Source organism: Bacillus sp. AFS002410 (assembly GCF_002556365.1).
In the GTDB taxonomy this organism is placed as follows: domain Bacteria; phylum Bacillota; class Bacilli; order Bacillales; family Bacillaceae_G; genus Gottfriedia.
In genome coordinates this window covers 117,954-144,575 of the sequence record NZ_NUEU01000082.1, presented here as the reverse complement: position 1 = coordinate 144,575, position 26,622 = coordinate 117,954, and the positions used below count along the sequence as shown (strand labels likewise).

Below are 26,622 nucleotides of genomic sequence, written 5' to 3'. Positions count from 1 at the left end.
CCTTTTTTATTACCATTATGAATAAATTCAATTAATTTTATACACAATTTCGAAATTAATATAAAATTACTTTAACTTAAATTCGAAATCTAACACAATTCTGATATACAAAATAAAAAACGTGCTAAGCACGTTTTAAAATAAATAAGATTTGAATTTTATTTAGTAAAACCTTCAAGAATATCCTCAACTTCAGATGCTAACATGACAGTTAATTTAATTCTTGCCTTTTTACTGTCGTAATCTTTACCTAAAATTACACCTTTGTTAACTAAATCATAAGCACTTCCGAAATAATCGTAGGTCGGATATACTTCGCCCTCTTCAGAACTTGTTGTGATAATTACTTTAACCCCATCTTTAACTGCTTTTTCAATTTCTTCAGTCATAAATGGTGATACTTGTCCTCTTCCAACACCTTCTAGGATAATACCTTTTGCACCATTTTCAACAGCTGCTTTTATGAAATATCCTTTTGCTTCGATATAACATTTAATGATATCGACTTGCGGTAGTTCACCCGTAATTTTGTATTTATCTTTTATTACTGGTTTTTGGTAAATATGTACTTTGTCATTATCAATAATCCCTAAGTACCCGAAACCGAAAACGTTAAATCCTTGAATATTGGATGCATGTTCTTTTTTAACATATTTTGCAGTAAAAATACGTTCATTAAAGACAACAACAGTTCCAATATTTCTTGAAGAGTCATCAGCTGCAGTATAGATTGCATGTCTTAAATTAATAAAAGCATCAGTACCTAGTTCACTTGGTGATCTTTGTGAGCCAGTTACAACTATAGGACGTTCGTCGTCAATTGTTAAATCTAAAAAATAAGCCGTTTCTTCTAAAGTATCAGTTCCATGGGTAACGACTACCCCATCGATTGTTTCATCTTGATAGTATTCTTCAATTTTATTTTTTAACATCATCCAATGATTAAAGCCGATGTGCATACTTGGAACTTGAAAAAAAGAATCAACAATAACATTTATATCTTTTGGTAAATCAAGCATTTCTGCAATTTCTTGTCCCGATAATGCACCTGAATCTAACTTCCCTGATTCAGCATTTGGTTTACTAGCAATTGTTCCACCTGTCGTAATTAATACTACTTTTTTCATTACAGCACCTCATTTCACATGAAATTATATCATTTAAAAATTATTCAAGTAAACAAAAACAGGTTATAAATTCTTTGTACAAAAAAAACGTAGCTATGCTACGTTTCATGTTGTTGAAAAAAGAAGTTATCAATGTAAAGGAAGTAGTCTGATATTAATTTCCACTACAGAATTCTCGCTCTCCATGGGGTGAGATTCATGAGTTAGAAAATAGCAAGTTAATCAAAAAAACTTACTAATAAAAGCTTCAATAGTATGTAAAAATACAAAAATAAGAAAACTCCATAATCATAATAGGCCGTAGTAGAAGTCCACTACGACCGATTTTTCTTAACACTGATGATGATGGACACTGATCGACAAGCTCATTTTTCATCCGTCTGAAACGTAGCTATGCAATGTTCATATACTGTTGAAAAATGAACTTATCAATAAATTCGCAGAACTTGAGAATTTTAAAAAATTATCCAAAAAAAACTTTGCCCATTTACTTTGAACTACTTGTTATATGAGAGGCAATTAAATCTCCATGAAAACGGCCATTTTCAATAAAAATTTCATTTGCATTGTTACCGGCAGCGATTACTCCAGCAATATAAATACCCTCTACATTAGTTTCCATCGTTTCTGGATTAAATAGTGGTCGCCCCGTCTGATCATCTACCTTTACTCCCATACTTTTAATTAAAGTATGATCCGGATGATAACCTGTCATTGCATAGACAAAGTCATTTTCAATCTCGATTATTTGCCCTTCTTTTTCATAAACAACCGAGTCTTCTTTGATTTCTACTATATTTGCGTTAAATTCCATTTTGATAGATTCTGAACGGACAAGCCCTTCAAACTCAGGTAAAACCCATGGTTTAATACTTGGTGAATACGAACTACCTCTATAGATGACAGTTACTTCCGCACAACATTTTTCTAATTCTAGCGCTGCATCGACACTTGAGTTTTTACCACCAATAATTGCAACCTTTTGATTAAAATGCTTATGTCCTTCAAAAAAGTAATGTGAAACTTTTTCAAGCTTTTCACCAGGAATTGATAAGTAGTTTGGTTGATCGTAGTATCCTGTAGCAACTATGACTGCTTTTGCTTCATACTTTTTTTCTTCACCGTTTGTCGTAACTGTTTCAATCATAAAATTACTTTTTTTTGTAACAGACGTTACTTCTTCAAAAGCATTAATTTTTATATTATTTCTTTTTACAACATCACGGTAATAAGCTAGTGCCTGATGTTTCTTCGGTTTTCTACCTTCGATAATAAATGGAATATTTCCCACTTCTAATTTTTCACTCGTACTAAAAAACGTTTGATGTGTTGGGAATCGACTAAGGGTATGAACTATATTTCCTTTTTCAATTATTAATGCAGATATCCCCTTATTTTTCAGAGCTAGATAAGCCGCAATACCACAAGGTCCTCCACCTATGATCAGAACTTCAACTTTTTCCATTTGAAACATCTCCATTAAACTTAATTCTTAGTTATATTTACTATATCTATTTTACGTAAAAAATTTATTTTGTCTAATAATAGGTAAACAAAAAAACAAGATGGAAAAATTCCCATCTTGTTTTTTATCATATATAAGCTTATACCCAACCTCTGAATCGGCTAGCTTCAGCCATTTTACGCGCTCCTACCATGTAAGCTGCAAGACGCATATTTACTTTTCTATTTACACTTGTTTCATAAATATTATCAAATGAGCGTACCATAACTTTTTCTAATCTTGTTTCTACTTCTTCTTCAGTCCAGTAATAACCTTGGTTATTTTGTACCCATTCAAAGTAAGAAACAGTTACGCCACCAGCACTAGCTAATACGTCTGGAACTAGTAGAATTCCACGTTCAGTTAAAATTTTTGTCGCTTCAAGTGTTGTAGGTCCATTAGCAGCTTCAACTACAATCGATGCTTTAATGTTATGAGCATTTTCTTTTGTAATTTGATTTTCAATCGCTGCAGGAACTAAAATATCACAATCTAATTCTAATAATTCTTTATTTGAAATTGTATTATTAAATAGTTTAGTAATTGTACCAAAGCTATCTCTACGATCTAATAAATAATCAATATCTAAGCCATTTGGATCATGAAGAGCACCATAAGCATCAGAAATACCAATAACTTTTGCACCAGCATCATGCATAAATTTAGCTAAGAAGCTACCTGCATTACCAAATCCTTGGATAACAACTCGTGCACCTTCTAAGTTAATACCTTTACGCTTAGCTGCTTCACGAATTACAATTGTAACACCTTTAGCAGTAGCAGTTTCACGACCGTGAGAGCCACCTAATACTAATGGCTTACCAGTAATAAAACCAGGAGAGTTAAATTCATCTATTCTAGAATATTCATCCATCATCCAAGCCATAATTTGAGAGTTCGTAAATACGTCTGGAGCTGGAATATCTTTAGTTGGTCCTACGATTTGGCTAATTGCACGAACATAACCGCGGCTAAGTCTTTCTAACTCACGAAAAGACATATCACGTGGATCACAAACGATTCCACCTTTACCTCCGCCATATGGTAAATCTACAATTCCACATTTCAAGCTCATCCAGATTGAAAGTGCTTTCACTTCATTTTCTGTTACATTCGGATGGAAACGGATACCACCTTTAGTTGGTCCTACTGCATCATTATGTTGTGCTCTGTAACCAGTGAAAATTTTCACTTGTCCATCATCCATGCGAACTGGAATTTTTACAGTCATCATACGAACTGGTTCTTTTAAAAGTTCATACATTTCATTTGAATATCCTAATTTTTCTAACGCTTCTTTGATTACTACTTGTGTAGGCGCTAGTACATCTAATTGTTCTTCAGTGTTGCTATTTTTCTCTGTAGATTTCTCGGCAACCATTGTAAACCCCCTAGAAATTTGAACTATGAAAAGTTTCATTCATTCTGAAATTAGTATACAACTTTCCATCCCATTTTGAAAGTTATAAACACATAGAAAACAAAATATAATATTTGTTTAATGTAAGCGTTTTCTAAGGTCATTATACTCCTATTTACAAAGTTTGAAAAGGAAAGAATATGAAGAAATACAATATATTCATAAAAAATTTACATAAAGAAAACTCGCCGATTGGCGAGCCTTTAGCCGAAGACAGAGACGTAGTTGCACTGCACGTTAGATCTTGAATTGGAAACTACGTCGATTTGACTTCACCGGTGCAAATTTATACTTTCAAATGTGAAAGTAAAACCTCTCGTAATAAATTACTGAGAGGCTTTATTTTTATTTTTAACGAAATAAAAATGCAGTTGTTCAATAGCATTTTCTGAAATAAGCTCTTTACCGTACTCAATAATACGATAAATTGTTCTTGTGGAAGGATTACCATATTCAGCTAATATCGCATAAAATGTTTCACGATCTAGTCTTCCTATTTCATTCTCCTCAAACTTTAAATAAAACGTATTTTCAAAAGAGAACAATCTTCCACCAATAGCATCACATGAAACTAATTTTTCAGAAAGTAGGATTAGATCATCCAAAGTAGAAAACTCGTACAATATATGTTCACTTTCATCAAGGATTACTTCCATTGATATAAAATCATCTTGAAATTCATCTTCCTCTTCTTCAATATCATCGGATTTTGTGACGATTACTACCATCCCTTGAGCTTGAAGAGAGAAAACTTCAACGGATACTTTACCATCTACTTCGAAACCTAGTTCTACGCTAGCTTCATGCATCATATCTTGAAAAAGCTGTTGAACTTTTGGCGCATTATACCATAAGTCTTCTTTTGTCAGACCACGTTCAGATAAATCATCAGATGTAAGAAAAACTTTTATTTTATTGTAGTTCAACCGTTCCAACCTCATGAACTAGCCTCCTTGCTGCATTTACCATAGTACAGTTTATGTTTTTAAATACTTTTGGTGATTCTAAAGTCAAAATTCATTTATAATTAAAATTCTGCTTTAACCACTCATCCCAGTTTGATTGTCCATTCCCTATATAAAATTCCTGGATTGAATCCATTATAGGGCTGTCACAAGTTGAAACTGCGTGACCACCAATTCCAATAATGATATCAGACTTAATTTTTTTGATTGTAATGGCTAGATCAATTGTTTTCTTTAAATTATCTTTAGAAGTACATGACATAATAAATCCAGCTGGATTCACTTCGCTTATAACTTGTTCAACGTCATTAGAGTCAATAGATGCTCCTAAATAAATTACCTGAAAACCAATTCTTCGTAAATAAATAGTAAATATTAATAAACCTAATTCATGCTTTTCATCTGGACCACAAACTGCAACTAACTTTGGCAAATGTTTATTGTTTGGTAAGTTTTGATAAACCATCCCTAATCTTGTTCTTAAGAAAGAGGTCGCAAAGTGTTCATGTGCACTTGTAATTTCTCCGTTACGACATTTATCACCTATTAAAATGAAAACTTTAGAAATGATTTTAAATAACACTTTATCAACTGAAAAAAGACTAAATGCCTCATTCACATAATTATGTGCTTCATTTTCTTCAAAAGTTAATAGTGATGATACAATACGATTTACTAAAGCATCAGATTGTAGATTTTCGGAAAGTGATTGATCATTAGATGATTTATGCTCTTTTGCTTCATATAAATTAATCGCTTGTCCAATTGTAAATCCTTCATTAACTTTTTGAACAAGCCATTTTAAGATGTATACATGTTCTTCTGTATAAAGTCGATGGCCAGCATCATTTCGTACAGGACTTATAATATTATATCTTCTTTCCCAAGCTCTTAAAGTGCCTGGTAATATCCCTACAATGTTAGAAATTGCTTTAATATTGTATTTTCCTATTTGGGCCAATTTTCTTTCCTCCTGCATGTAAACAAAACCCTTATTTCATAACCTCAAAATTTATGACAGTTAGTGTGTTTTGTTTTCGAATTCCTTTATTGTTATGTAGCTCCAAATATACCGTTTTCTGATTTCGTTTTACATTTGATTGACTTCTTTCAAACAGATAAACTTGAATACTTTTAAAATTACTAATATTACTATCCATTACTTCAGTATAGCTTGATAAAATACACAAACTGTCTTCATAAAGCTCTTCAAGTGCAAACGAAAGTTGATCTCTATTTGTTTTCACATCATCTAAACCTATAATTGTAAATTTCGTACCATTTTCAGTCTCAAATGAAGCACTTGTATTTTCTAAAATTGTAACTTTACAATCTAGTAATAATGCATTTAAATCTCTATAATTGCCACGATAGTCCTGATCATTCCATAAAAAGTAAACAGGAGCCATAGTAGATAAATATTGTATGTTTACATCATTATATTTTTTTGTTTGCCTTTTTGAATATCCACTTAAGAGAATGATTGTATTTTCATTGCAAATACTTTCAATCTCACTCAACTTAGAACGAATATCACCTATATCTGGTATCCAAATAAATTGAATGGACTGTAATGAATCATCTAAATGCTCAATTTTAATTTTTTTATTGATAATTTCTAACTTACTTTTTCGATTTAATAGCAGAATAATCGCCAGTACTACTATTAATCCAATTAATACTAAAAATTTTATTTTAATTTCCCCCTTAAGTAAATACCATGTTGCTCCTCTTGTTTTTACGCCATTCATATAAAAGCAATTTAATTTATTTCTATACGTACAGTTCATAGCACTTTTGTTTATTATACAAAAACTAGTAGAAATTGAAAAATTTTAAACTGCAAAAAAAACTTATGTCCATTCGTATTGAATGTGCATAAGTTTTAAATTAGACAAAAAAACAGTACATTACTCATTCGTAACAGATACTATTCTAAGGCCGAGTTCTTCAAATTTACTTAAAATTTTATCTATATTTTTATTAGCTTCTATTTTTAAGACAATTCTTCTTAATAATTGATCTTTTGAATCAAACGTTACAAGTGAAATGACGTTGATCTTAAAATGATGAAGATAGTCAAGTAATCTCGCTAGTTGACCTTCTTGCTCCATACTTGTCATTGAAATCCTGATTCCTGGACAATCCTTTCCAAGTACTTCTTGAAAAATCTCGATAACGTCATATCTTATAACAAGTCCAACGAAATTTCTTTCATCATCAACTACCGCAATAGATGGATACTTTTTTAATGAGTGCATTGTATCTTCAAATGGCTCTTCCGCTTTTACACAAATTGTTTGATGTGTTGCTATTTCACCTATTTTTATGTTTCTAATGTATTCTTCTTTTGACAATTCACTATAGAAGCAACTTCTAAAAATCTCAGCTTGTGAAATCATGCCAACATACTTATTTCCTGATAATACAGGTACGCTATCAATCTGTTTTTCTAATAAAAGATTCATTGCACGATCTACAGGATCGTTTGATTGAACCGTAATGACTTGATGATTTTGAAGCATTCGATGTTTTGCTAACATTCTATAACACTCCCTTCACTCTATTTATAACATAGAAAGGAAGCATTCAATTTAAACGGATTTGTCTAGATTTTGAACTTCTCAAATCTTATTTATCCACATCGACATTTAATGGGATTTTTAAACTTTGACCAGGTTTCACTTCAATACTTTGTAGATTATTTGCATCTTGAATAATTTCTTCACCATCTCGATTACCATAATATTTCATCGATATAGTAAATAATGTTTCCCCTCTTTTTACTTCATGATTTATTTCTTTTACGCCAACCGATCCATTTGAATCAGTTTCACTAGATGAAGGTTGAGGTTTTACTTCATTTGTTACATCACTTTTTATAGAAGCATTTTTAGTGCTTTCCTTTTTATTTTTATGGCTTTTAAATTTTTCAGTAGCAGCTAGTCTAACTTTTTCAAATTTATTTGAAGGAACGATTAAACTTCCTTTTGGAGTAAAAATTTTATCATATTTACTATGAACGAACTTAACTACGCCAAACGGTAGGAAAATAAAAATGATTACTAAAGCTGTAATCAATGGATATTTTATTTTCCACCATGGTCTTCGTTCATCTTCTTTTCTTTTCATCGTCTCACTTCTAGGTGGGAGATTTAATAGATCACTTGACTTGGCTGGATCTTTACTTTTTTGATTTTTTAATTTCTTATTTTTATTCTTTCGACTTAAGTCAGCTATACTATTACTTTGAAGCTCTTTATTCATTCCTTTTCTTCACTTTCCAAACTTAGTTTCATATACATTCCTAATACATAATCCAATATAAAATGAGCGAGAAATACAATAATGATATTATTTGTTCTCAAATATAAGTATCCGAGGAAAAAGCTTTCGATCAATACAACAGTTAGTAAAATTGGCTTTTTTACATAACGAAAATGAACTAAAGCGAAAACAACCGAAGCAATAATTAAACCGAATTTAGCTTGTATAAATCCTCTGAAAAGTAATTCTTCTGATAATGCAATTAGTATACAAAGCACTGTCATTTCAGGAATCGAAAGCGACGAAAAGAATCTTTTATTAAAGCCGCCATCATCTAGCAAACGTTCTGGAATCACAAAATTTAGTAAAATATTAAATATTACTAGTCCAACCCCAGCTCCAAAGCCATATAAATAAGTTTGATAATTTTTATAAAAATGTAAATCATTAATAAATTTACCAGTACCTATGAAAATCGCTATACAAATTATCGATATTGCTAAAATGACAAGTTGCGTACTATAAACACTTTTCTTTAAATAGTTAACGGGAATTTCTTGATTATTTAATTCACGTTCCATATCGTTTCCTCACAGCCCCAATTTATTTCTTAACTCCTGTTCCCATGAAAGTACTCCTGTATTTTCAATTTGCTCACGATCAGTTAAACAATAATCTTCAAATGATAAACCACAAATATTACAGCAGTTAGCTGGTTTATTATTTAAAATTTCATCAAAAAAAGAAAGATATTTTTCTCGATAACAAGTAGTGGAAGAAAGAAAATCAATCATCGATTTCAGCTTGAAATATTTTACTTTTTTCCTCTCTTTAATTAATTCTTGAATTGATTCATAAAACTCATAATTTAATTGTTCTTTATACAAGTTTTCGTCTACAATTACATTATTTTTGACCATTTCAGCATAGAACACTGTCCACTGAATTTCACTAAATTGAAAAACTGTTTTCCAATTTAATAATAAATTCTCATTCAATTTTATCGGATTATCTTCTAATTTTCTTAAATACGATATAAATGACTCAACTTGATTTACTGAAAGTATTTCGTCATCAATTAGTCTTAATGGTAATTCGTGGTCTTCTTCAGCTACAAGTAAAATTGCTATACTTGCCTCACCATCACGACCAGCACGCCCTATTTCTTGGAGATAATTTTCAATATTCGTCGGATATTGATAATGTATCACGAATCTTACATTCGGTTTATTTATCCCCATTCCAAAAGCACTTGTACATACAATTATATCAATTTGATTTTGAATAAATTGTTGTTGGATTAAGATTCTTTGTTCATGCTCCATCCCACCATGGTAATATGCAACTTTACAATTCAATTTTTCTCTTATGGTATGTGAAATTTTTTCGCATGTAGATCTTGTTCCGCAATAAACAATCCCTGGACCTTTTAATTTAGAAAGATAATCCGTTAATTTATCGATTTTTTGAATTTCTGAGTCTACATGATCAACTTGAATTGCAATATTTTCTCTATTAACTGAGTTAATATACTTGTGTACATGTTTTAAATCTAATGTTTCGATTATTTCTTCCCGGACGTTTTCACTAGCAGTTGCGGTTAATGCTAAAACTGTCGGATTGTTTAATTTCTTCTTTATTTCCCCTAAAGTTTTATATTCCGGTCTAAAATCGTGCCCCCATTGAGAAATACAATGTGCCTCATCAATAACAAATAATGATATTTTATGTGCTGAGAGCTTTTGAATTAAAAATTGATTTTGTAGCATTTCAGGAGAAACAAAAATAAATTTATAGCTACTTATATTATTTAATAAATATTTTTTTTGCTCAAAACTTCTAAAACTATTTAATGCAATGACTCGCTTATCTCCAAAGGCCTTTAATTGTTCGACTTGGTCTTCCATTAGTGAAAGTAATGGTGAAACGACCACAACAATTCCAGGTAAAAGTAGCCCAGTTAATTGATATAACAATGACTTTCCACCACCTGTTGGAAGCATCGCTAATACATCATTTGAGTTTAATAAGTCTTTTACGATTTCTTTTTGATTATTCCTAAAGGACTGATAACCAAATTTTTCGAATAAAACTTTATTTAGGTCCATGTAAATCACCCATTCTTGCAAGTGTAATACGAATTTGAAAATAGGATACTTCATTTAATAAATCTTCTTTAACCATTTTCATTTTCCTTGTATTGAGCTCAATAATTTTATTTTTTATGAGACTATATTGAATTGGCGTAATAAATTGTTCAATTGGAAATAACTCGTCACTTAATACACACTCTACGATATGATCTTCAATTGTACTAAGCTTTAAATTACGAATAGATGCTATTTCTTGAATTGTTTTCCCTTCTGCAAATAGACGCTTTGTCTCAATCGAAGTATTTGTTATATTTGTACTTTTTTCACCTTGAACAAATTTACTTAGAAAAGGGTAATCAAGTTTATTTTCAATTAAATTAGTGAGAATTTGGTGTAATATGTTGATTGATTTAATATAGATCGTCTCGACACTTTCATTATTTTCAGATGCTATTTGTTCTAGTGTCATTCCATAAGCATTAGCTCCAGATAAACGCTTTACAAATAGCAATGCATCATCATCACTTAAATTCATTAAAACCTTATGCAAGTCTTCATAAAAACAATTAACTAATTCAGTTTTTTTACCACCAAAATTTAGAATCACATTTTTTACCCATTCTTGGATATCATAATCTTGATTAACAGCTCTAAAATACTTTTGATTCATATTTAAGTTTGAAATTGTTTGAAAGAACAACGAAAATCTTTTCCAAAAAATTTTTTGAATACTAGAAAACCTTAGTCCATTTATAAATATGAATTCTTTGAACTGTAAATTTTGATTTTCTATATAAGCTAGCCCATTTTTATTTAATAAATATGTATTTTTATGTTCAGATGCTTTTATATACCCTATATTTTCTAAACCATTTATTATGTTTTGCATAGTCTGTTGAGTAAGGAATGGGAATAGGCCGAAAAATGATGTTACATTGTAAAAATGAGAATCTTGAATAATTTGAGCACTTTGTTTACCTTTTAATAAATACAAAATACCTTGTACAGTTCGCTCGCCATTATATCGATGAATTAAAAAAAGTATGATTTCTTCCAATATTGATCGTTTAGACATTGTATACCTCACGGATATAATTATTAACAATAATATATTTGAATATTTTTTCAAATAATAAATAGTAGTACAAAAATATTTGTGCATTTTTTTTAAATAGTTATTATTTATTCTAGCTTATCATATGTATCAACAACCGAACCATTTTTTACGTATAAAAATCATTATTTATTTTATTTGAGATTTCATCATTTCTCGTTTTTTTCAAAACCTTGTACAATTATATTGAAAAGTTTTGGAAACCGTTTTAAAATGTTTACAGGTACATTACAAAAAAAAGTATCTGTAACAAAAACAGGGAATAATTTGGGAGGTCAATACAATGGCAAAATATACAATCGTTGATAAAGACACTTGTATCGCATGTGGCGCTTGTGGCGCAGCTGCACCTGATATCTATGACTATGATGATGAAGGGATCGCATACGTTACTCTAGATGATAACCAAGGAATCGTTGAAATTCCAGACGTTTTAGTTGATGACATGATGGATGCATTCGAAGGTTGCCCAACAGATTCAATCAAAGTTGCTGACGAATCTTTCGATGGCGACGCTTTAAAATTCGAATAGTAAAAACTGCGACGAATTAATTTCGTCGCTTTTTTTATTTAACAATTTAATGATAAAGTATAAATCCAAAGACTTCGGACTGTATGCTTTAATGAAAGACGCGAGCAAGATATTAGCCCGAATAAAGTTTAAAAAACAAAAAGTGTCTACTAAATTTAGTAGACACTTTAATATATTTATACGTTATGAACGTTCATTCTTTGAGTTAACCAAACTTTTAATTTAGGGTATAATACTAAGGTTATCACCATAATTAAAATTCCTTTTAACAAGTTAAATGGCATAATTGACACAACAATTACTTTATTTGGTAGTGGATAATGCATGAAATGTGCATATGCAGGTAATAGCACAAAATAATTCAAAATACTTAAAACTACAGTCATTGCGATCGTGCCTACAATTAATCCTATCGTTAATCCCTTTATAGTGCGATATTTACGAAAGAAATACGAAGCAGGTAAAATATATACTACCCCTGCAATAAAGTTAGCTAACTCTCCAAGTCCGACTGTCGTAGTACCTTTAATTGCAATATGAAGGATGTTTTTTATTAAAACTACAGCAATTCCAGCAAATGGACCAAAAACGATTGCTCCAATTAATGCGGGAAGCTCGCTAAAATCTAGTTTAAGCCAATCTGGAAAAATCGGAATTGGGAATTCGATCAACATTAGTAGATATGAAATACTACTAAGCATTGCTACGATCACCATTATATTTACTTTGTTACGTTGTTGCATTTACCTCTCTCCTTTTTCCCGATCATATCAAGAAAAATGAAAGGTTCGCTTAAGTAGCGTACTATTTGCAAATAGCTTTATAAGTTCAAATCAAAATAAGAAAACTAATTTAAAATTATGCAAATAAAATAAAATCCCCTATTTTTAGAAATAGGGGAGAATTTTCAGCACGCCAAATAAGCGTTCAAAAAGATAAATTTTTTGAACTTGCGAACCTCCATCTTCTCCCATCCAGACTATACTGTCGGCTCTAGAATCGCACTAGATCCTGCCCAAAAATCAGGCTCGCGGGCTTATAAGCAATGCTTAATTACCGCCGGTGGGGAATCTCACCCCGCCCCGAAGATAGATCGTATATTAATTTACATTTTTAATGTTACTAAATTAAATACAGTTTGTAAATAAAAAAATCTACCTACTCAATTAGAGCATTTCGTAGGTTTTCTTGGCAAAAATTTACCAATGTGTAATCGTTTTGATCGTGTGCATATACCAAAAGTACAATTGTTGTAAAAATCGCTTTAAACTGCGCAAGTTTCTTTGAAGCTTCAGACACTTTACCATAAATTGCATAAAAAGACTCTCTCTGATCAAACGGAATTAGACTATATACAATTGATAAATCTAATTCACATTTTCCGATATGAGCGTCCCCCCAATCAATTATTCCTTTCAGTTTGTTTTGTTCATTTACGATAATATTTTTAAAATGTAAGTCCCCGTGAACTAGTATCAATGATGTCTCACTCTGAATTTCAACTAAATTTTCAATATAATGGTTAATTTTCTGTTCATCTACAATTAATTTATTCCGTATAGCTTGTTGAACATATTTTTCTAGTTGCGGCTTTCGAAAGTTAATATCTAATCTCCTCAGCTCATCGTACGGTAGTTTAATTTTCGCCAATTCAATTAGATCAATTGAGTGTAGCTGTTTTAAGAAGATTGCGAGTGGTTCAATCAATGCTATTCTTTCTTCTCTATTCAATCGAATTGGAGGCTTTCCTAAAATATAGCTATAACCTAAAAATGGCCAAGGAAATAGTTTTGAAGGCTTACCATCAAGTACTGGCACGGTTGTATTCATTTCAAATTGATTATGTATTACCGGTAGTAGATTTTTTTCTACGTTTAAGATCTTTACTGCAATTTTTCTACGTGGAAATCTAAGTAAAATTTCATTGTTTAAGCTAAAAACAGTATTATCAAATCCTTCTCCAATTTTTTTAATTTCTTTTATAGTAATTCCAGGGAATTGCTCTTTTACTATTTCTTTCACTAATCCTTCATTCATTACAATTGCCGGATCCCATATGTTAGACATTTCTTTCTCCTTAACAATAAAAATAGAACTTCACATTATAAATGTACTTTACCAAATTTAATAGCAAATTACATTTATATTTGAAGTTCTAAAAACAATCAATAACTTATTAAACTTTAAGGATTTGAAACCATTTTTAATTCGTGAAAGTTTTTATCTAAAACTACTTCCTTTAATTTCTCTCGATTTCCTCCAATAAACAATAGACCAATCGTTAATACAAACACAACTATCAAAAAACACCTTCTAAGAAAATCAACCATTGTATTATTTCCTCCTACCCATGAAATTTGGTTTTCTGACGAGCCCTGTGCATTAGTAGACGATTACCAAGAAAGTTTTTTTAACTTTATAAAGAAAATTTTGTGTTAGGATAGCCTGTTCCTCTTTTTTTGACATTTAAAATGAACTTTCATTCATACCCTTTAACTCTTCTATATGTATAAGAAACTCAGATTACTAGCAAATTGAAATGCTAAAAGATACACTAAATCATTCTATGATTGAAATAATCGATTTATACAAAAAAGTAGCGATTGTTTTGAAAAATTCTACTAAACAATCGCTACTTTTTTATTTATTTTTTATCTGTTCGAAATACAATTGCTCCACGTTCGTATTCTACATCCTTAATCGTTAAACGTGTATTTATTAACCTAGCTAGTGCAAAGAAGTAGTCAGATAGTCGATTCAAATATAAAAATACTGGTAAGTGTATGTTTTCTTGTTTCATCAATGTAACGACTGTTCGTTCTGCACGTCTAGTAACTGCTCTTGCTTGATGGATGATCGCAGCAGGTTTTGATCCACCAGGTAAAATAAATCGTTGTAATGGTGGTGTTGCTTCCATATACTCATCGATTAAAGTTTCAAGTTCTTCAACCATTTTCTCAGTCGTTTTAAACGGTATACTGTCCTTAACGACTGCTAAGTCACCACCACAATCAAATAATTCATGTTGTATTTTTTGTAGTGCATTGTATAAATCTATTGTATCTTCATGATCTAAATAAGTCATTGCGTACCCAACGATTGTATTTACTTCGTCAATTGTACCGTAAGACTCAACTCTTAAATCATCTTTATCAACTCGTTTACCTACTAAACTCGTTTGACCTTTATCCCCAGTTTTTGTATAAATTTTCATGAAAAACCTCTCCTTTTTTCAATATAAATTTAAGTTAAATTACATTACTCTTATATATAATGACTTTTTTATTTGTTTCAGGGTTATCTAAAATTTGAAAAGAAGTATCATATAGGCCTTTTAATATGTCTTCAGTTAAAACTGAGTTTGTTTTTCCCTCAATATAAATTTTGCCGTCTTTTAAACCTAATAGTCGATCACAATAAAGACTTGCTAAATTTAAATCATGGAAGACAGTTACAACAGTTTTATTCTCATTTTTTTGTAATTCCTTTAACATGTCCAAGATTTTAATTGTATGCATCAAGTCTAAATGGTTACTTGGTTCATCTAAAAAAATGTATGGGGTATCTTGTGCAAAGCATTGGGCAAGAAATACTCTTTGCCTTTCACCACCGCTAATTTCATTGATTAAGCTCTTCTCCATCTTATTAGTACCTGTCATTGACATTGCGCTTCTAACGGCTGTTTCGTCATGATCTGTCCAACTAGGAAAAAAAGAAGAAGAGTGGGCTAGTCGCCCTAATTTCACGGTTTCTTTTACCTCATATGAAAATGTATAGGAATTTTGTTGAGACAACACAGCAATCTTTTTAGCTATTTGTTTATTAGACATACTAGAAACTAATTCTCCATCTAACTTAACATTTCCTTTAGAAGGTTTAAAAAGTCCACATAGAATATTTAAAAATGTAGACTTCCCACTTCCGTTAGGTCCAATAATCCCTAGCCATTCTCCTTGATTGATCGAATAGGTGAGTCCATCCAAATCTGTATGAATTCCATCATATGAATATGAGATATCTTGACTTTTAATCATACTTTTCCTCTATTTCTTTTCAGTGATAGTAATATAAACGCAAACATTGGAGCACCTATTAAGGAAGTAATTACTCCAATTGGTAATTCTCGAGGCGCGAGTACTACTCTCGATAAAATATCGGAACCTATTAAAAATATGGCTCCATTTATCATTGATAATGGCAGTAATTTTTTATGTAGTGGACCAACTAGCTGTCTAGTAAAATGCGGAACAACTAACCCTACAAACCCAATTGTTCCAGATACCGCTACAGCTGCACCAGATAAAATACTTCCTGTTAGCAAAATTAGATAAGTAGATTTTTTCACATCAATACCTATATGCTTTGCATTTGTACTACCAAATGTCATCGCATCTAGATGTCTATTTTGACTAAATAAAATCAAAAATGAAACAATTAAAAATGGTAGTAAACTTAAAGAATACTGAATACCTCTACTTCCAATATTCCCCATTAACCAGCCGATTACTGCACGTAATTCATTATTCGAAAATGTGATAAATAATGATAACAATGCAGAACAAAATGAACTGATTATGATTCCACCTAATATGATTGTTTCGACATTTAAAGAGCGATCTAATTTTCTTACAAATAATAATAAGATTAAAAGTGTACCAAAACCAAATAAAATACTAACTACTGGTAAAGTAAAGTAAGTAACAATCGGTAAACTTATTTGAAAAAATAAAACAAACACTGCCCCTACAGATGCGCCCGAAGAAACACCTAATGTAAAAGGATCGGCTAATGGATTTTTAAGTATACCTTGAAACGCGACTCCAGCTAATGAAAGACACGCTCCTACTAATCCAGCCAACAAAACCCTTGGCACACGGATATTCATAACAATTGTTTGAATATCTGCTGGAACATAATTAGTTTTAAATATAGCATCAGAAAAGCTAGAAATGATAGAAGAAAAGGGAATCGATGTAGAACCAATCGAAACCCCTAAAATAAATAGAAAAATTAATAAAATAATTGGAAAGATAAAGATTAAATATGTATTATTTAAAAAGCTCTGGGTAAACCGCCTTTGCAATTGCTTCGACTCCCTCTGCAAGTCTTGGACCTGGTCTAGATGTTGTATCTGCATTAATATCATATACTTGTTTATTTTTGATTGCGCTTACTGTTTGCCAGTTCTTTCTAGCTATAATCGTTTTTTCTAGGTTTGGAGTAAAATCACCATAAGTAGTCAAAATTACGTCAGGGTTTGCTTTTATTGCTGATTCCTCACTGTACTGTACCCAACCTTTTTGATTTTCAGCTATATTTTTAGCATGAATCATCGAAATCATTTCATCTAGAAAAGTACCTTTGCCTGCTGTATATATTTCTGGTGGACCTGATATTTCAAGCCAAACCTTTGGATTTTTACCTGCTTTAGCTGTTTTTTTGCTAATTTCATCTAATTTTGTTTTCATTCCACTTACTACTTTTTTAGATTGCTTAGTTTTACCTGTGATTTCTCCAACTTGTAAAATTGTATCATATACATCATTAATAGTTGCAGCATTTTTAACGACAAACACATTGATTCCTGCTTGTTTTAATTGCTCTAAGCCATCTGCAGAAATTCCTAAACTTGATTCATGAGCTAATACTAAATCAGGTTTTAGAGAAATAATTTTTTCAACATTGTAAGTCATGTCAGCATTGTTTCCGCCAACTTTATCAATGTTTTTTACTTCCTTTGGATAATTATCAAAATCTGTTACTCCAACGACCTCTTTCCCTTCTCCAATAGAGTAAAGGATTTCTGTGTTACTTGGAATTAGTGAAACGATTCTTTTAGGTGCTTCTTTTAACGTAACTTCTTTTTTCGTAGCATCTTTAACAGTCATTGGAAAAGTTGCTTGTTCATTTGTACCTACATTCGATTTTTTTTGTGTCGTATCATTAGTACAACCAAATAAACCTAAACACAATAAAATCATGATAAAACTAGCTAAAAACTTCTTCATTTGAATCCTCCTAAAATTTTGGAAAGCATAAAAAAACCCCATTCATTTTGAACGGGGCTGAAACAACATACATATACAAGAAGTCTTGCAACTGCTGCTTCAAACTCTTACTCCCCGAAGAATTGAACAAGGATGACTTTAGCAGGTCTACTGACTTTGCTTCAACCTACTCCGTCCTTCCCATTCTTTCGAACAGTGGATAGCCGTTTCGTCCACATTACAGTTGCGGGGACAGTTCTGGATTGTAACCAGATTCCCTTTTAAGCAATACTTGCACTAAACTCATCAATATTTCATTAATTCAATCGTAAGATATATTGAGTAAGAATTCAATTATTTTATTTAGATTTTGTTGTGTAAAATACTATATTTCAATTATTTATCCAGGTGAGAACAGTCCAAACATAACTTTATTTAACTTGAAGTTTAGAAACTAAAATCTCAGGAAAATGTTTTATATGAAACAAGATTACTCTACATCTTTTTCGTTCATTCGTAAATCATGAGGGATTTTCACTTTAAATGTCGTTCCATGTCCAATCTCACTTGAAACCTTGATTGATCCACCATGAGCATTGACAATATTTTTAACAATTGCTAACCCTAACCCAGTACCGCTCCTACCTCTAGTACGAGCTTTATCGGCCTTATAAAAACGTTCAAACACAAATGGTAAATCTTCACTTGAAATCCCTGCACCCGAATCAATGAAACTAAATATTGTCGATGTTTCATTTTGACTTACAGATACAATTATTCTGCCATTTTCATTTGTATGTCTAATAGCATTATCAATTAAATTAGTAAAAACTTGCTCCATTCGATCTTCATCGATATATACATCTACATGTGGAACATTATCGATTTCACCAAATAGCTTAATATTTTTTTCTTTTGCTAGCCCTTTGAACTTACGTAAAATTCGATCTACAAATTGAATCAATGGGACATGATCTCGATTCAATTCAGTAAAACCATTTTCCATTCTTGCTAAATCTAACAAATCATTTACTAATCTACCCATTCGAAGTGACTCATCATAAATAATTTGTGACAACTCTTGCATTTCTTCTTTAGATTCTGCTACACCATCTACAATCGCTTCGCTATAGCCCTGTAGTAAAGAAATAGGAGTACGTAACTCATGAGAGACATGAGCTATAAAATCCTTTCTCATCTTCTCCAAACGCCTTTGTTCTGTCACGTCTCGGATTACAGCTACAACGCCTCTTATATTTGTCTGATTATAAAGTGGTGACATTAAAACTTGCCAATTACCTTGATCAAAATTTAATTCAATAAATTGCTTTTTCTCACTTACAACAACTAATTCAAATAAATCTAGTAATTCCTTCGTTAAAACGAGTGACGAGGTTTCTTCTTCAAAATAATCATCATTAAGCATTTTTAAAAAGCGTTCTGCCGGTGGATTTGTTGTTATAATTCGTCCTTCATTATCGATTGAAATAACGCCATCTACCATACTTGTAATTATATTAGAAACCTTTTCTTTCTCTTGCTTTAATGCATTCATATTAAAATTTAATTGTTTACTCATTTTATTAAATGAATAGGCTAGCTCTCCAATTTCATCACTAGAATGAATTGGCACTTTCACATTAAAATTACCCGAAGTCATACTACCCACAACTTCTTTCATCTTTCTTAACGGTGCTGTAATTTTTGATGAAAGGAAAAAAGAGAAAAATGTTGTTAATACGATTCCAATTGATGCAGCGAGCAAAACAAAATTAGTTGTTTGGTGAATCATTACTTTAACAGGTTGCAATGTTTGGTAAACAAATACAGCTCCATTTTTTGCATTAGCATTTAACGGCACACCAACAACTAATTTTTCCCTTTCACTATTTTCACCGTAGACTAGTCTTTTACTAACCTCTTTATCTTTAGTTAGTGTTTGGTCTAATACATCATCATTTTGTATTTCTTTAAAAGGTAAATCTTGTATTCCATATGTATTGTTTGAATACCACGGTTTTTGACCATCAATCGAAATAATTACTCTTGAATACCTACTCACAATATTATTTGATAAATATTCAATATTTGAAATTGGTTGGCCATTTTCAATTAATTGTGCAATTTTTGAAGCGTCATCCTTCATATTTTGTACTTGAAGGTCAATATAAAATTTTTCAAAAAAACCTATTAAGACAAATGTCAGAAAGGATAACACAAGAGATACTAATAATATAATTGTAAGCCAAAGCTTTCCAACTAAACTTCTTAGAATCATTACTCCTGACCTACTTCAAATTTGTAACCCACGCCCCATACTGTGACAATCATTTTTGCAGCATCTTCAGAGCTCTTACTTAATTTTTCTCGAAGTCGTTTGACATGTGTATCAACTGTTCGTAAATCCCCAAAAAAATCGTACTGCCATACAGATTTTAACAATGTTTCTCGATCAAAAACTTTCTCAGGTGACTTCGCTAAAAATAATAATAACTCATATTCTTTTGGCGTTAAGCTTATATCTTCACCAGCTACAATTACTTTATGAGCATCATTATCGATCGTTAAATGCGGAAACACTACTATGTCTTTTGCAGAAGTATTATCAGAAGTAAATACCGGTACTGGAGAAGCACGTCTTAATAGAGCCTTTACTCGAAGTACTACTTCACGTGGACTAAAAGGTTTAACGATATAGTCATCCGTACCAACTTCAAAACCTTGAACACGATTTGTTTCTTCACCTTTAGCCGTTAGCATGATGACTGGCGTTGTTTTAGTTTTTCGTAATTCCCTACAAACTTCAACTCCATCAATTTTTGGCATCATTAAATCTAGTACAATCAATGAATATTCATTCTTTAATGCTAAATTTAAAGCATCTTCACCATTATCAGCTTCATCAATACTATATCCATCACGTTCCAAATACATTTTTAATAATCGTCTAATACGATCTTCATCATCTGCTATTAATATTTTTATATTTTGTTCCATGCTTATAACCCCCTCTTCATAATTTTACATAATAAAAATCGTATATTCTAGTACAATTTGTGAACATTTTTACATAATTCTTTGAATTTATTATTTCCATAAATTAGTGAAAAAATCCAGAATCGAGCAGCGAAGAACTTAGGAAATTGTTTATAAATCTTTCTTTTCTTAACGTAGAAAAACCCCCGACACGGAAAATTCATTTCCTTTACGGGGGTTTTTAGTACATCTTTTTAATTATGCGTATGAGTGTAAACCTGCAATGATTAAGTTAACTGCAATCAAATTAAACATAATAATCGCAAATCCGATAACAGCTAGCCATGCAGATTTTTCACCTTGCCAGTTTCGTTTGAAACGAAGATGTAGGAAAACTGCATAGAATAACCAAGTTATTAATGCCCAGTCTTCCTTTGGATCCCAACTCCATAATTTCGTCCAAGCAATTTGAGCCCAAATCATGGCGAAGATTAGTCCACCAAGAGTGAATACTGGAAAACCTATCGCAACAGCACGGTATCCGATTTCATCTAATAATTCACTATCTACCTTCTGAACAAAAGGCTGTAAAAATGCTCCAATTCGTTTTCTAAGGATTAAACGAATAATTGCATATAATGCTGCACCTGCAAAAATTGACCAAATTACTGTGTTCAATTTTTTAGCATTCACCATAGCTGGCATTTCTGCAAGAGCTTCAAATTTACCTTCTGTTTTTAATTCACCTTTATGAGGTCCTACTAGTGAAGGAAGATTATAAACCATATCTTCTTGAACTTTATCTTTATTGATCCAAGTATACTTTGCTTCGTAGCCTGATGCAGTAAATGCCGTTGAAATAACGATAAAACCAACAACTGTTACTAAGAAGTACAAAACAGCTTCTAACCAAAATGTTTTCTTATTTGAAACTTTTTGATTGATATTTTTAATTAAATAAATTAGACCTGTAATAAAACTAATAGCTAAAATAGCTTCTCCTAATGCCGCAGTCGTTACATGAATGTATAACCAATAACTTTTTAAAGAAGGAACTAATGGCTTAACTTCGTGTGGAAATACTGTTGCATAAGCAATGATAATAATCGACAATGGTAATGCGAAAAGTCCGATTATATTTAAGCGATACATGAAATAAATCATAATAAACGCAAAAATCAACATCATCCCAAAGAATGTAATAAATTCAAATAGATTACTAACAGGTGCGTGTCCTGCTGCAATCCATCTAGTAACAAAATAAGTAAGTTGTGATAAAAATCCAATAATCGTTACAGAAATACCAATAGTACCCCATTTATTAGGACCATTATCATTTGTTTTCATCGAGCCGCCAAAAAAGAAAGTAGCTACAATATAACAAATAAACGCGGTAAATAAAAAATTACTACTTAGCTCGTACATATTTTCCCCCTAATTAAACGCTTTTCTCAGCTTGTTGATCAATAGGAACTTCAATCTTTGTGTCTCCCAACACTTTCTTCAACTCTTGCTTTAATCCATAATAGTTTTTATTCGTAAATGCCGCTATCCAAATTTCCCCATCTTGATTTTGGATCCAAATACGACGATGGTACCAATACATACCTTGTATAACACCAATCATAAAGATTGCTCCACCAAGTGCTAGTAACCATAGTGTTAAATCTTTTCGAACAGTTAATCCAGTTGAATCTTTTGTTTCAATACCAGCAAATGACATCTTAAACTTATTTTCCCCATTTGGTTCAATATTTTGCTTAATTGCAACGAATGCTACTTCACCTTTTGGCGTTTTTGGTGTTGTCATTTTAAATACAAATGCTGGGTTGTCTGGCTTTCTTGTTTTCGTATCAGGTTGACCATCAGAGTTAAAATAAAAATCAGGAAAATAATTTTTAAGTTCTACTTTATATCCATTTTTCAAATCATAAAATTGTTTTGGATTTTGTAAATCCACTTTAATTGGACCTAATTTTTCTCCTGTTTGTTTATTTTGTAATGTAAATAAAAATGCACTAAACTCTCCAATTCGATAGTCTACTTGATATAGAGCAAAGTTTTGAAACTTTAGAGGCTCATTTACTTTAATACTATAATCTTTTACTTTTTTAAGTTTTGGGTCTTCCCCAGGTATTAAATTACCTTGTCTTTTATATAGCGTAACATCAGCCTGATAGTTTTTTGGAATTTTGTCATTTCCATAACGCTCAATAGCTTTTTTATAGATTTTACTTTCTTTATTTTTATCGTAAGTTTCCATATGAAAATCTTTTAATTTAATATAATAGTTTTGATTTGTACCAACTACAGGTTTTAATTCACCTTCTTGAACCCATAAAGCCTTGTCCATGTACATTCCTGGAACATATCTCAACATAACTGCTATCAAAAAGATAATTAAACCAATGTGGTTTACATATGGACCCCAACGAGAGAAGCGACCTTTTTCAGCTAAAATATTGCCATTTTCTTCTCGGATTTTATATCCTCTTTTTTGCAACTTAACTTTAGCTTTTTCAATTTCTTCTGGAATATTATCAACTCTACTAATTCCAAACATTTTTTGTCTTTGTAAAAAGTTTGGGTGTCTAGTAACCGTTTGTTTGTTGAGCGCTTTATAGAGTGGTAAAATTCGATCTAAACTACAAATTACAAGTGAGATCCCAATCGATGCGACTAATAGCATAAACCACCAAGAGCTAAAAGTATTATCTAATCCAATTGCATCGTAAATCTTACCAAAAATACCATATTCGTCTTGATAAAACGTTGTTGGATTCGCAGTTGGCGGTAGTAAATCTCGTTGTGGAAAAATAGTACCTAGTGCTGCTGCTACTAGAGTTATAATTATTATGATGACTGCTACCTTTACGGATGAGAAAAAAGTCCAAACTTTATCGATAATTGTTTGATTATTAACGATTGACCTTCTAGCAGTACCTTCATAGCGCATATCAAGTAATTCTGTTGCACCTTCATCTTGAGGTTTACCACACGATTCACATATTACAGTACCTACATGATTAAGATGACCACATTCACATTTAAAAGTCTCCATATTATTTCCCCTAACTAATGCTCACTCATCATTTTGGCAATATTTCTTTAATATAACTTTCAAAAGAACTCGGCGTCATTTGTCCAGTTACGATTCGTTTAATGGTCCCATCAGGACTTACAAAAAATGATGTTGGTAAAGGATTCACACCATATATATTTAAAACCTCTTGATCTTTATCAATTCCAACTGGAAACTTAAGTTTATAATCGCTTACAAATCTTTCTACAGAAAATTTCGATTCATCTGCGTTCATAGCAAGTAATTCAATACCTTTGTCCTTGTATTTTGAGTAGATTTCGTTCATAAAAGGCATTTCACGCTTACATGGTTCGCACCATGTTCCCCAAAAATTAACGATTACACCTTTTCCTTTTTCACCTGAAAGAGTATATTGTTTTCCAGTATTTAGCTCCGTCATTGCAAAGTTTGGTGCTTTACTTCCTTTTGTAATTACTTCATCATCCTTAAAGAAATTTATGTAAAAAGTATACCCAATTGCACAAAGCAAAACTAATAAGATAATTGTTCGTATTAACGTCCTATTTTTCTTCATATATACAGTTCCCCCCATATGATAGAATATCATTATTTCCTATTCTTGAATAGAATTTTGATATGTTTCAAAAAAGACTAAATTTTCAATTTTTTATACTATATTAATCATTTTTAAAGAAAAGAAAAAACTCGGTATTTACCGAGTCAGTGTGAAGACATAAGTCCAAATATATGATATCAGACTGATATAAACACAGTCTTGTCAAAATGCCAGCCATATAAGCAGTTAGCTTGTAAAAGGGATGCCATTCGAAAAGGAACGCGTTATCAACAGTCTGACTCGGCATTAGCGAGGCTTAGCTGAAGCCATTGCTCTTATTTTTTTTACTTCATGAGGTGAAAGTTCTCTTGCATCACCAGGAGTTAATCCAGTTAAATCTAAAAATGCATATCGCTCACGTTTTAATTTCATAACTGGTGATCCAATCGCTTCAAGCATTCTCTTAACTTGACGGTTTCTGCCTTCATGAATGATTAGTCTTATAATTGCAGTATTTTTGCCTTTATCAAGCGAAATCATCTTAACTTGAGCAGGAGCAGTTTTCCCATCCTCAAGCATAATTCCTCTTTCTAACTTACGCAATCCCTCCTTAGTAGGGATCCCCTTTACTTTTGCAATATATTCTTTATCTATTTCATATTTTGGATGTTGAAGTAAATTTGAAAATTCTCCATCATTTGTTAGTAAAATAATACCTGATGTATCAAAATCCAATCTACCAATTGGATAAATACGTTGCTTAATCATTGGAAAAAAGTCTGTTACAACTTTTCTACCTTTATCATCTGACACACTTGATATTACGCCTGATGGTTTATATAAAAGGAAGTAAACTGGCTCTTCTTTATCAATAGGAATCTCTTCCACTTCAACACGATCATTACCGCTCACTTTTACACCTAACTCAGTAACAACCTGACCATTTACTTTTACTTTACCTTCTTTAATTAACTCTTCTGCTTTACGACGAGAAGCAATTCCTGCCCTAGCAATAACTTTCTGTAATCTTTCCATTCGATCATTTCACCTCTTCAACCATCATACAGATTTATACAATTGAAAACAAGTAGAAAAGAAAAGGAATTAGCTTTTAAAAGGAAACGAACAAAAAAATAAAACAAAAATCTAATACTTTACTGCATTTTATCTGAGTCGATTCCACTGACCTTCTACTCATATTTTCAAAAATCTATCATATAATTTACTAGATTTGCAGAAATGAGGTAATAGAAATGAATTTAACTTTAAAACACCCTTCCGCATTTGATCGCTCAAAAATAATAACGCCAGGTAGTGTACTGATTACTAAAAAACATGAAACAATCTACATGCTTGTTTTTGAAGAAAATGAAGATGACTTCCCATATGTGCTTATTTCACTATCAGATGCTAAACTAGTCCAAAATTATGACATTATGCCAACATTAGGTGATATAGAAGATTGGATTGGTGAAATAACGTTAGTTACACAAAAAAATAAACTTTCTATTACAATTCAAGCAAATTACTAGTTTGCTGTTTAATCTATTAAAATTCCGTCAATAATATAATAAGTAAAAATGAAAAAGGAGCTTACTATATGAATTATTCCTTTAATCCTGCCATAAAATATAATTCAGTCGGTTCGTTTAAATTAGGCGATGTTTTTTTCACATCAGATAAACCTGCAAAAGCATACAAATTAATCTATGACTCTACAGAAACGAATTATCCATACATATTACTTTGCCTCGATGATGCAATCTCAATCCAAAGCTTTGATGACATTCCAACAATTGAAGATATTGAAGAAAACATCGGATCAATCAAGTTTACTGTCCCTAAAGAAAAATTACTTCTTGTGATTAATTAACTAACAAGATCCAATAAGAACGAAAGATTAGTAAAAAAGAAACGTTATCGATTTAGGTGACGTTTTTTCGCTGTTGAAAAAAGAACATTAATCAGCGATGTTTCTAAAGATAAATGAAGCTCTATGAGGTTAATTACCTCTTTCTTTAGCGCACCTGCGGGGTAA

26 protein-coding genes and 2 riboswitches are annotated in these 26,622 nt (G+C 31.4%); of the genes, 3 read left to right on the top strand and 23 right to left on the bottom strand.

Annotated features, from left to right (window positions below; translation table 11 throughout):
• Positions 1-158: 158 nt before the first annotated feature.
• The 11 genes from CN692_RS20780 to CN692_RS20730 form a co-directional block, all read right to left on the bottom strand.
• Positions 159-1,127: an asparaginase gene (locus CN692_RS20780; protein ID WP_098121027.1), complete on the bottom strand. Its 969-nt coding sequence runs from the start codon at positions 1,125-1,127 to the stop codon at positions 159-161.
• Between the two features lie 487 nt (positions 1,128-1,614).
• Positions 1,615-2,592: a YpdA family putative bacillithiol disulfide reductase gene (locus tag CN692_RS20775; RefSeq protein ID WP_098121026.1), complete on the bottom strand. Its 978-nt coding sequence runs from the start codon at positions 2,590-2,592 to the stop codon at positions 1,615-1,617.
• 139 nt (positions 2,593-2,731) lie between these two features.
• Positions 2,732-4,012, bottom strand: a complete 1,281-nt coding sequence (locus CN692_RS20770) for a Glu/Leu/Phe/Val family dehydrogenase (RefSeq protein WP_098121025.1) — start codon at positions 4,010-4,012, stop codon at positions 2,732-2,734.
• A 365-nt stretch (positions 4,013-4,377) separates the two neighbouring features.
• Positions 4,378-4,992 carry a genetic competence negative regulator gene (locus CN692_RS20765; RefSeq protein WP_098121024.1) on the bottom strand — a complete coding sequence of 205 codons (615 nt, stop codon included), beginning with the start codon at positions 4,990-4,992 and terminating at the stop codon, positions 4,378-4,380.
• A 76-nt stretch (positions 4,993-5,068) separates the two neighbouring features.
• The gene (locus CN692_RS20760; RefSeq protein WP_257131665.1) at positions 5,069-5,977 is read right to left on the bottom strand and encodes a MerR family transcriptional regulator; all 909 of its coding nucleotides are present in this window, start codon (positions 5,975-5,977) and stop codon (positions 5,069-5,071) included.
• A gap of 31 nt (positions 5,978-6,008) precedes the next feature.
• A complete protein-coding gene (locus CN692_RS20755; RefSeq protein WP_098121022.1) occupies positions 6,009-6,767 on the bottom strand; it encodes a hypothetical protein in 759 nt (252 codons plus the stop codon).
• Between the two features lie 159 nt (positions 6,768-6,926).
• Positions 6,927-7,559: a CBS domain-containing protein gene (locus CN692_RS20750; RefSeq protein WP_098121021.1), complete on the bottom strand. Its 633-nt coding sequence runs from the start codon at positions 7,557-7,559 to the stop codon at positions 6,927-6,929.
• 88 nt (positions 7,560-7,647) lie between these two features.
• Positions 7,648-8,283 (bottom strand): LysM peptidoglycan-binding domain-containing protein, encoded by a 636-nt coding sequence (locus tag CN692_RS20745; RefSeq protein WP_098121020.1) that lies wholly within the window; start codon positions 8,281-8,283, stop codon positions 7,648-7,650.
• Positions 8,280-8,864 (bottom strand): CPBP family intramembrane glutamic endopeptidase, encoded by a 585-nt coding sequence (locus CN692_RS20740; protein ID WP_098121019.1) that lies wholly within the window; start codon positions 8,862-8,864, stop codon positions 8,280-8,282. Before CN692_RS20740 ends, CN692_RS20745 begins: the two co-directional genes overlap by 4 nt.
• A gap of 9 nt (positions 8,865-8,873) precedes the next feature.
• Positions 8,874-10,391 (bottom strand): RecQ family ATP-dependent DNA helicase, encoded by a 1,518-nt coding sequence (locus CN692_RS20735; protein WP_179874503.1) that lies wholly within the window; start codon positions 10,389-10,391, stop codon positions 8,874-8,876.
• Positions 10,378-11,451: a helix-turn-helix domain-containing protein gene (locus CN692_RS20730; RefSeq protein ID WP_179874502.1), complete on the bottom strand. Its 1,074-nt coding sequence runs from the start codon at positions 11,449-11,451 to the stop codon at positions 10,378-10,380. The genes CN692_RS20735 and CN692_RS20730 overlap by 14 nt, the downstream gene beginning before the upstream one ends.
• A 322-nt stretch (positions 11,452-11,773) precedes the next feature.
• On the opposite strand from CN692_RS20730, the gene CN692_RS20725 reads away from it, so the two are divergent.
• Complete coding sequence (locus CN692_RS20725) at positions 11,774-12,022, top strand: ferredoxin (protein ID WP_056466764.1); 249 nt, start codon at positions 11,774-11,776, stop codon at positions 12,020-12,022.
• Between the two features lie 176 nt (positions 12,023-12,198).
• On the opposite strand, the gene CN692_RS20720 is transcribed toward CN692_RS20725, so the two are convergent.
• The 12 genes from CN692_RS20720 to rluB form a co-directional block, all read right to left on the bottom strand.
• Positions 12,199-12,765, bottom strand: coding sequence for an ECF transporter S component (locus CN692_RS20720; protein WP_098121016.1), 567 nt, complete (start codon positions 12,763-12,765; stop codon positions 12,199-12,201).
• Positions 12,766-12,980: 215 nt separating this feature from the next.
• Positions 12,981-13,116, bottom strand: a riboswitch (FMN riboswitch).
• Between the two features lie 64 nt (positions 13,117-13,180).
• Complete coding sequence (locus CN692_RS20715; RefSeq protein ID WP_098121015.1) at positions 13,181-14,089, bottom strand: phosphotransferase; 909 nt, start codon at positions 14,087-14,089, stop codon at positions 13,181-13,183.
• Positions 14,090-14,666: 577 nt separating this feature from the next.
• Positions 14,667-15,236 (bottom strand): cob(I)yrinic acid a,c-diamide adenosyltransferase, encoded by a 570-nt coding sequence (locus CN692_RS20710; protein WP_098121014.1) that lies wholly within the window; start codon positions 15,234-15,236, stop codon positions 14,667-14,669.
• A gap of 34 nt (positions 15,237-15,270) precedes the next feature.
• Positions 15,271-16,056, bottom strand: coding sequence for an ABC transporter ATP-binding protein (locus tag CN692_RS20705; protein WP_098121013.1), 786 nt, complete (start codon positions 16,054-16,056; stop codon positions 15,271-15,273).
• Positions 16,053-17,105 (bottom strand): FecCD family ABC transporter permease, encoded by a 1,053-nt coding sequence (locus tag CN692_RS20700; RefSeq protein WP_098121012.1) that lies wholly within the window; start codon positions 17,103-17,105, stop codon positions 16,053-16,055. The genes CN692_RS20705 and CN692_RS20700 overlap by 4 nt, the downstream gene beginning before the upstream one ends.
• On the bottom strand, positions 17,071-18,030 hold the full coding sequence (locus CN692_RS20695; RefSeq protein ID WP_098121011.1) for an ABC transporter substrate-binding protein: 960 nt from the start codon (positions 18,028-18,030) through the stop codon (positions 17,071-17,073). Before CN692_RS20695 ends, CN692_RS20700 begins: the two co-directional genes overlap by 35 nt.
• Positions 18,031-18,153: 123 nt before the next feature.
• A riboswitch (cobalamin riboswitch) is annotated at positions 18,154-18,326 on the bottom strand.
• A gap of 173 nt (positions 18,327-18,499) precedes the next feature.
• Positions 18,500-20,287 carry an ATP-binding protein gene (locus tag CN692_RS20690; RefSeq protein WP_098121010.1) on the bottom strand — a complete coding sequence of 596 codons (1,788 nt, stop codon included), beginning with the start codon at positions 20,285-20,287 and terminating at the stop codon, positions 18,500-18,502.
• Positions 20,287-21,006 carry a response regulator transcription factor gene (locus tag CN692_RS20685; RefSeq protein ID WP_098121009.1) on the bottom strand — a complete coding sequence of 240 codons (720 nt, stop codon included), beginning with the start codon at positions 21,004-21,006 and terminating at the stop codon, positions 20,287-20,289. The genes CN692_RS20690 and CN692_RS20685 overlap by 1 nt, the downstream gene beginning before the upstream one ends.
• 237 nt (positions 21,007-21,243) lie before the next feature.
• A complete protein-coding gene (ccsB, locus tag CN692_RS20680; protein WP_098121008.1) occupies positions 21,244-22,410 on the bottom strand; it encodes a c-type cytochrome biogenesis protein CcsB in 1,167 nt (388 codons plus the stop codon).
• A 13-nt stretch (positions 22,411-22,423) separates the two neighbouring features.
• On the bottom strand, positions 22,424-24,046 hold the full coding sequence (gene resB, locus CN692_RS20675) for a cytochrome c biogenesis protein ResB (protein WP_098121007.1): 1,623 nt from the start codon (positions 24,044-24,046) through the stop codon (positions 22,424-22,426).
• Between the two features lie 28 nt (positions 24,047-24,074).
• On the bottom strand, positions 24,075-24,602 hold the full coding sequence (resA, locus tag CN692_RS20670) for a thiol-disulfide oxidoreductase ResA (RefSeq protein ID WP_098121006.1): 528 nt from the start codon (positions 24,600-24,602) through the stop codon (positions 24,075-24,077).
• A 288-nt stretch (positions 24,603-24,890) separates the two neighbouring features.
• Positions 24,891-25,619, bottom strand: coding sequence for a 23S rRNA pseudouridine(2605) synthase RluB (rluB, locus tag CN692_RS20665; protein ID WP_098121005.1), 729 nt, complete (start codon positions 25,617-25,619; stop codon positions 24,891-24,893).
• Positions 25,620-25,837: 218 nt separating this feature from the next.
• Here rluB and CN692_RS20660 point away from each other — a divergent pair, with 218 nt between their 5' ends.
• Positions 25,838-26,116, top strand: coding sequence for a hypothetical protein (locus tag CN692_RS20660; protein WP_098121004.1), 279 nt, complete (start codon positions 25,838-25,840; stop codon positions 26,114-26,116).
• Between the two features lie 68 nt (positions 26,117-26,184).
• Positions 26,185-26,457, top strand: coding sequence for a hypothetical protein (locus CN692_RS20655; RefSeq protein WP_098121003.1), 273 nt, complete (start codon positions 26,185-26,187; stop codon positions 26,455-26,457).
• The last annotated feature ends 165 nt before the right edge of the window (positions 26,458-26,622 follow it).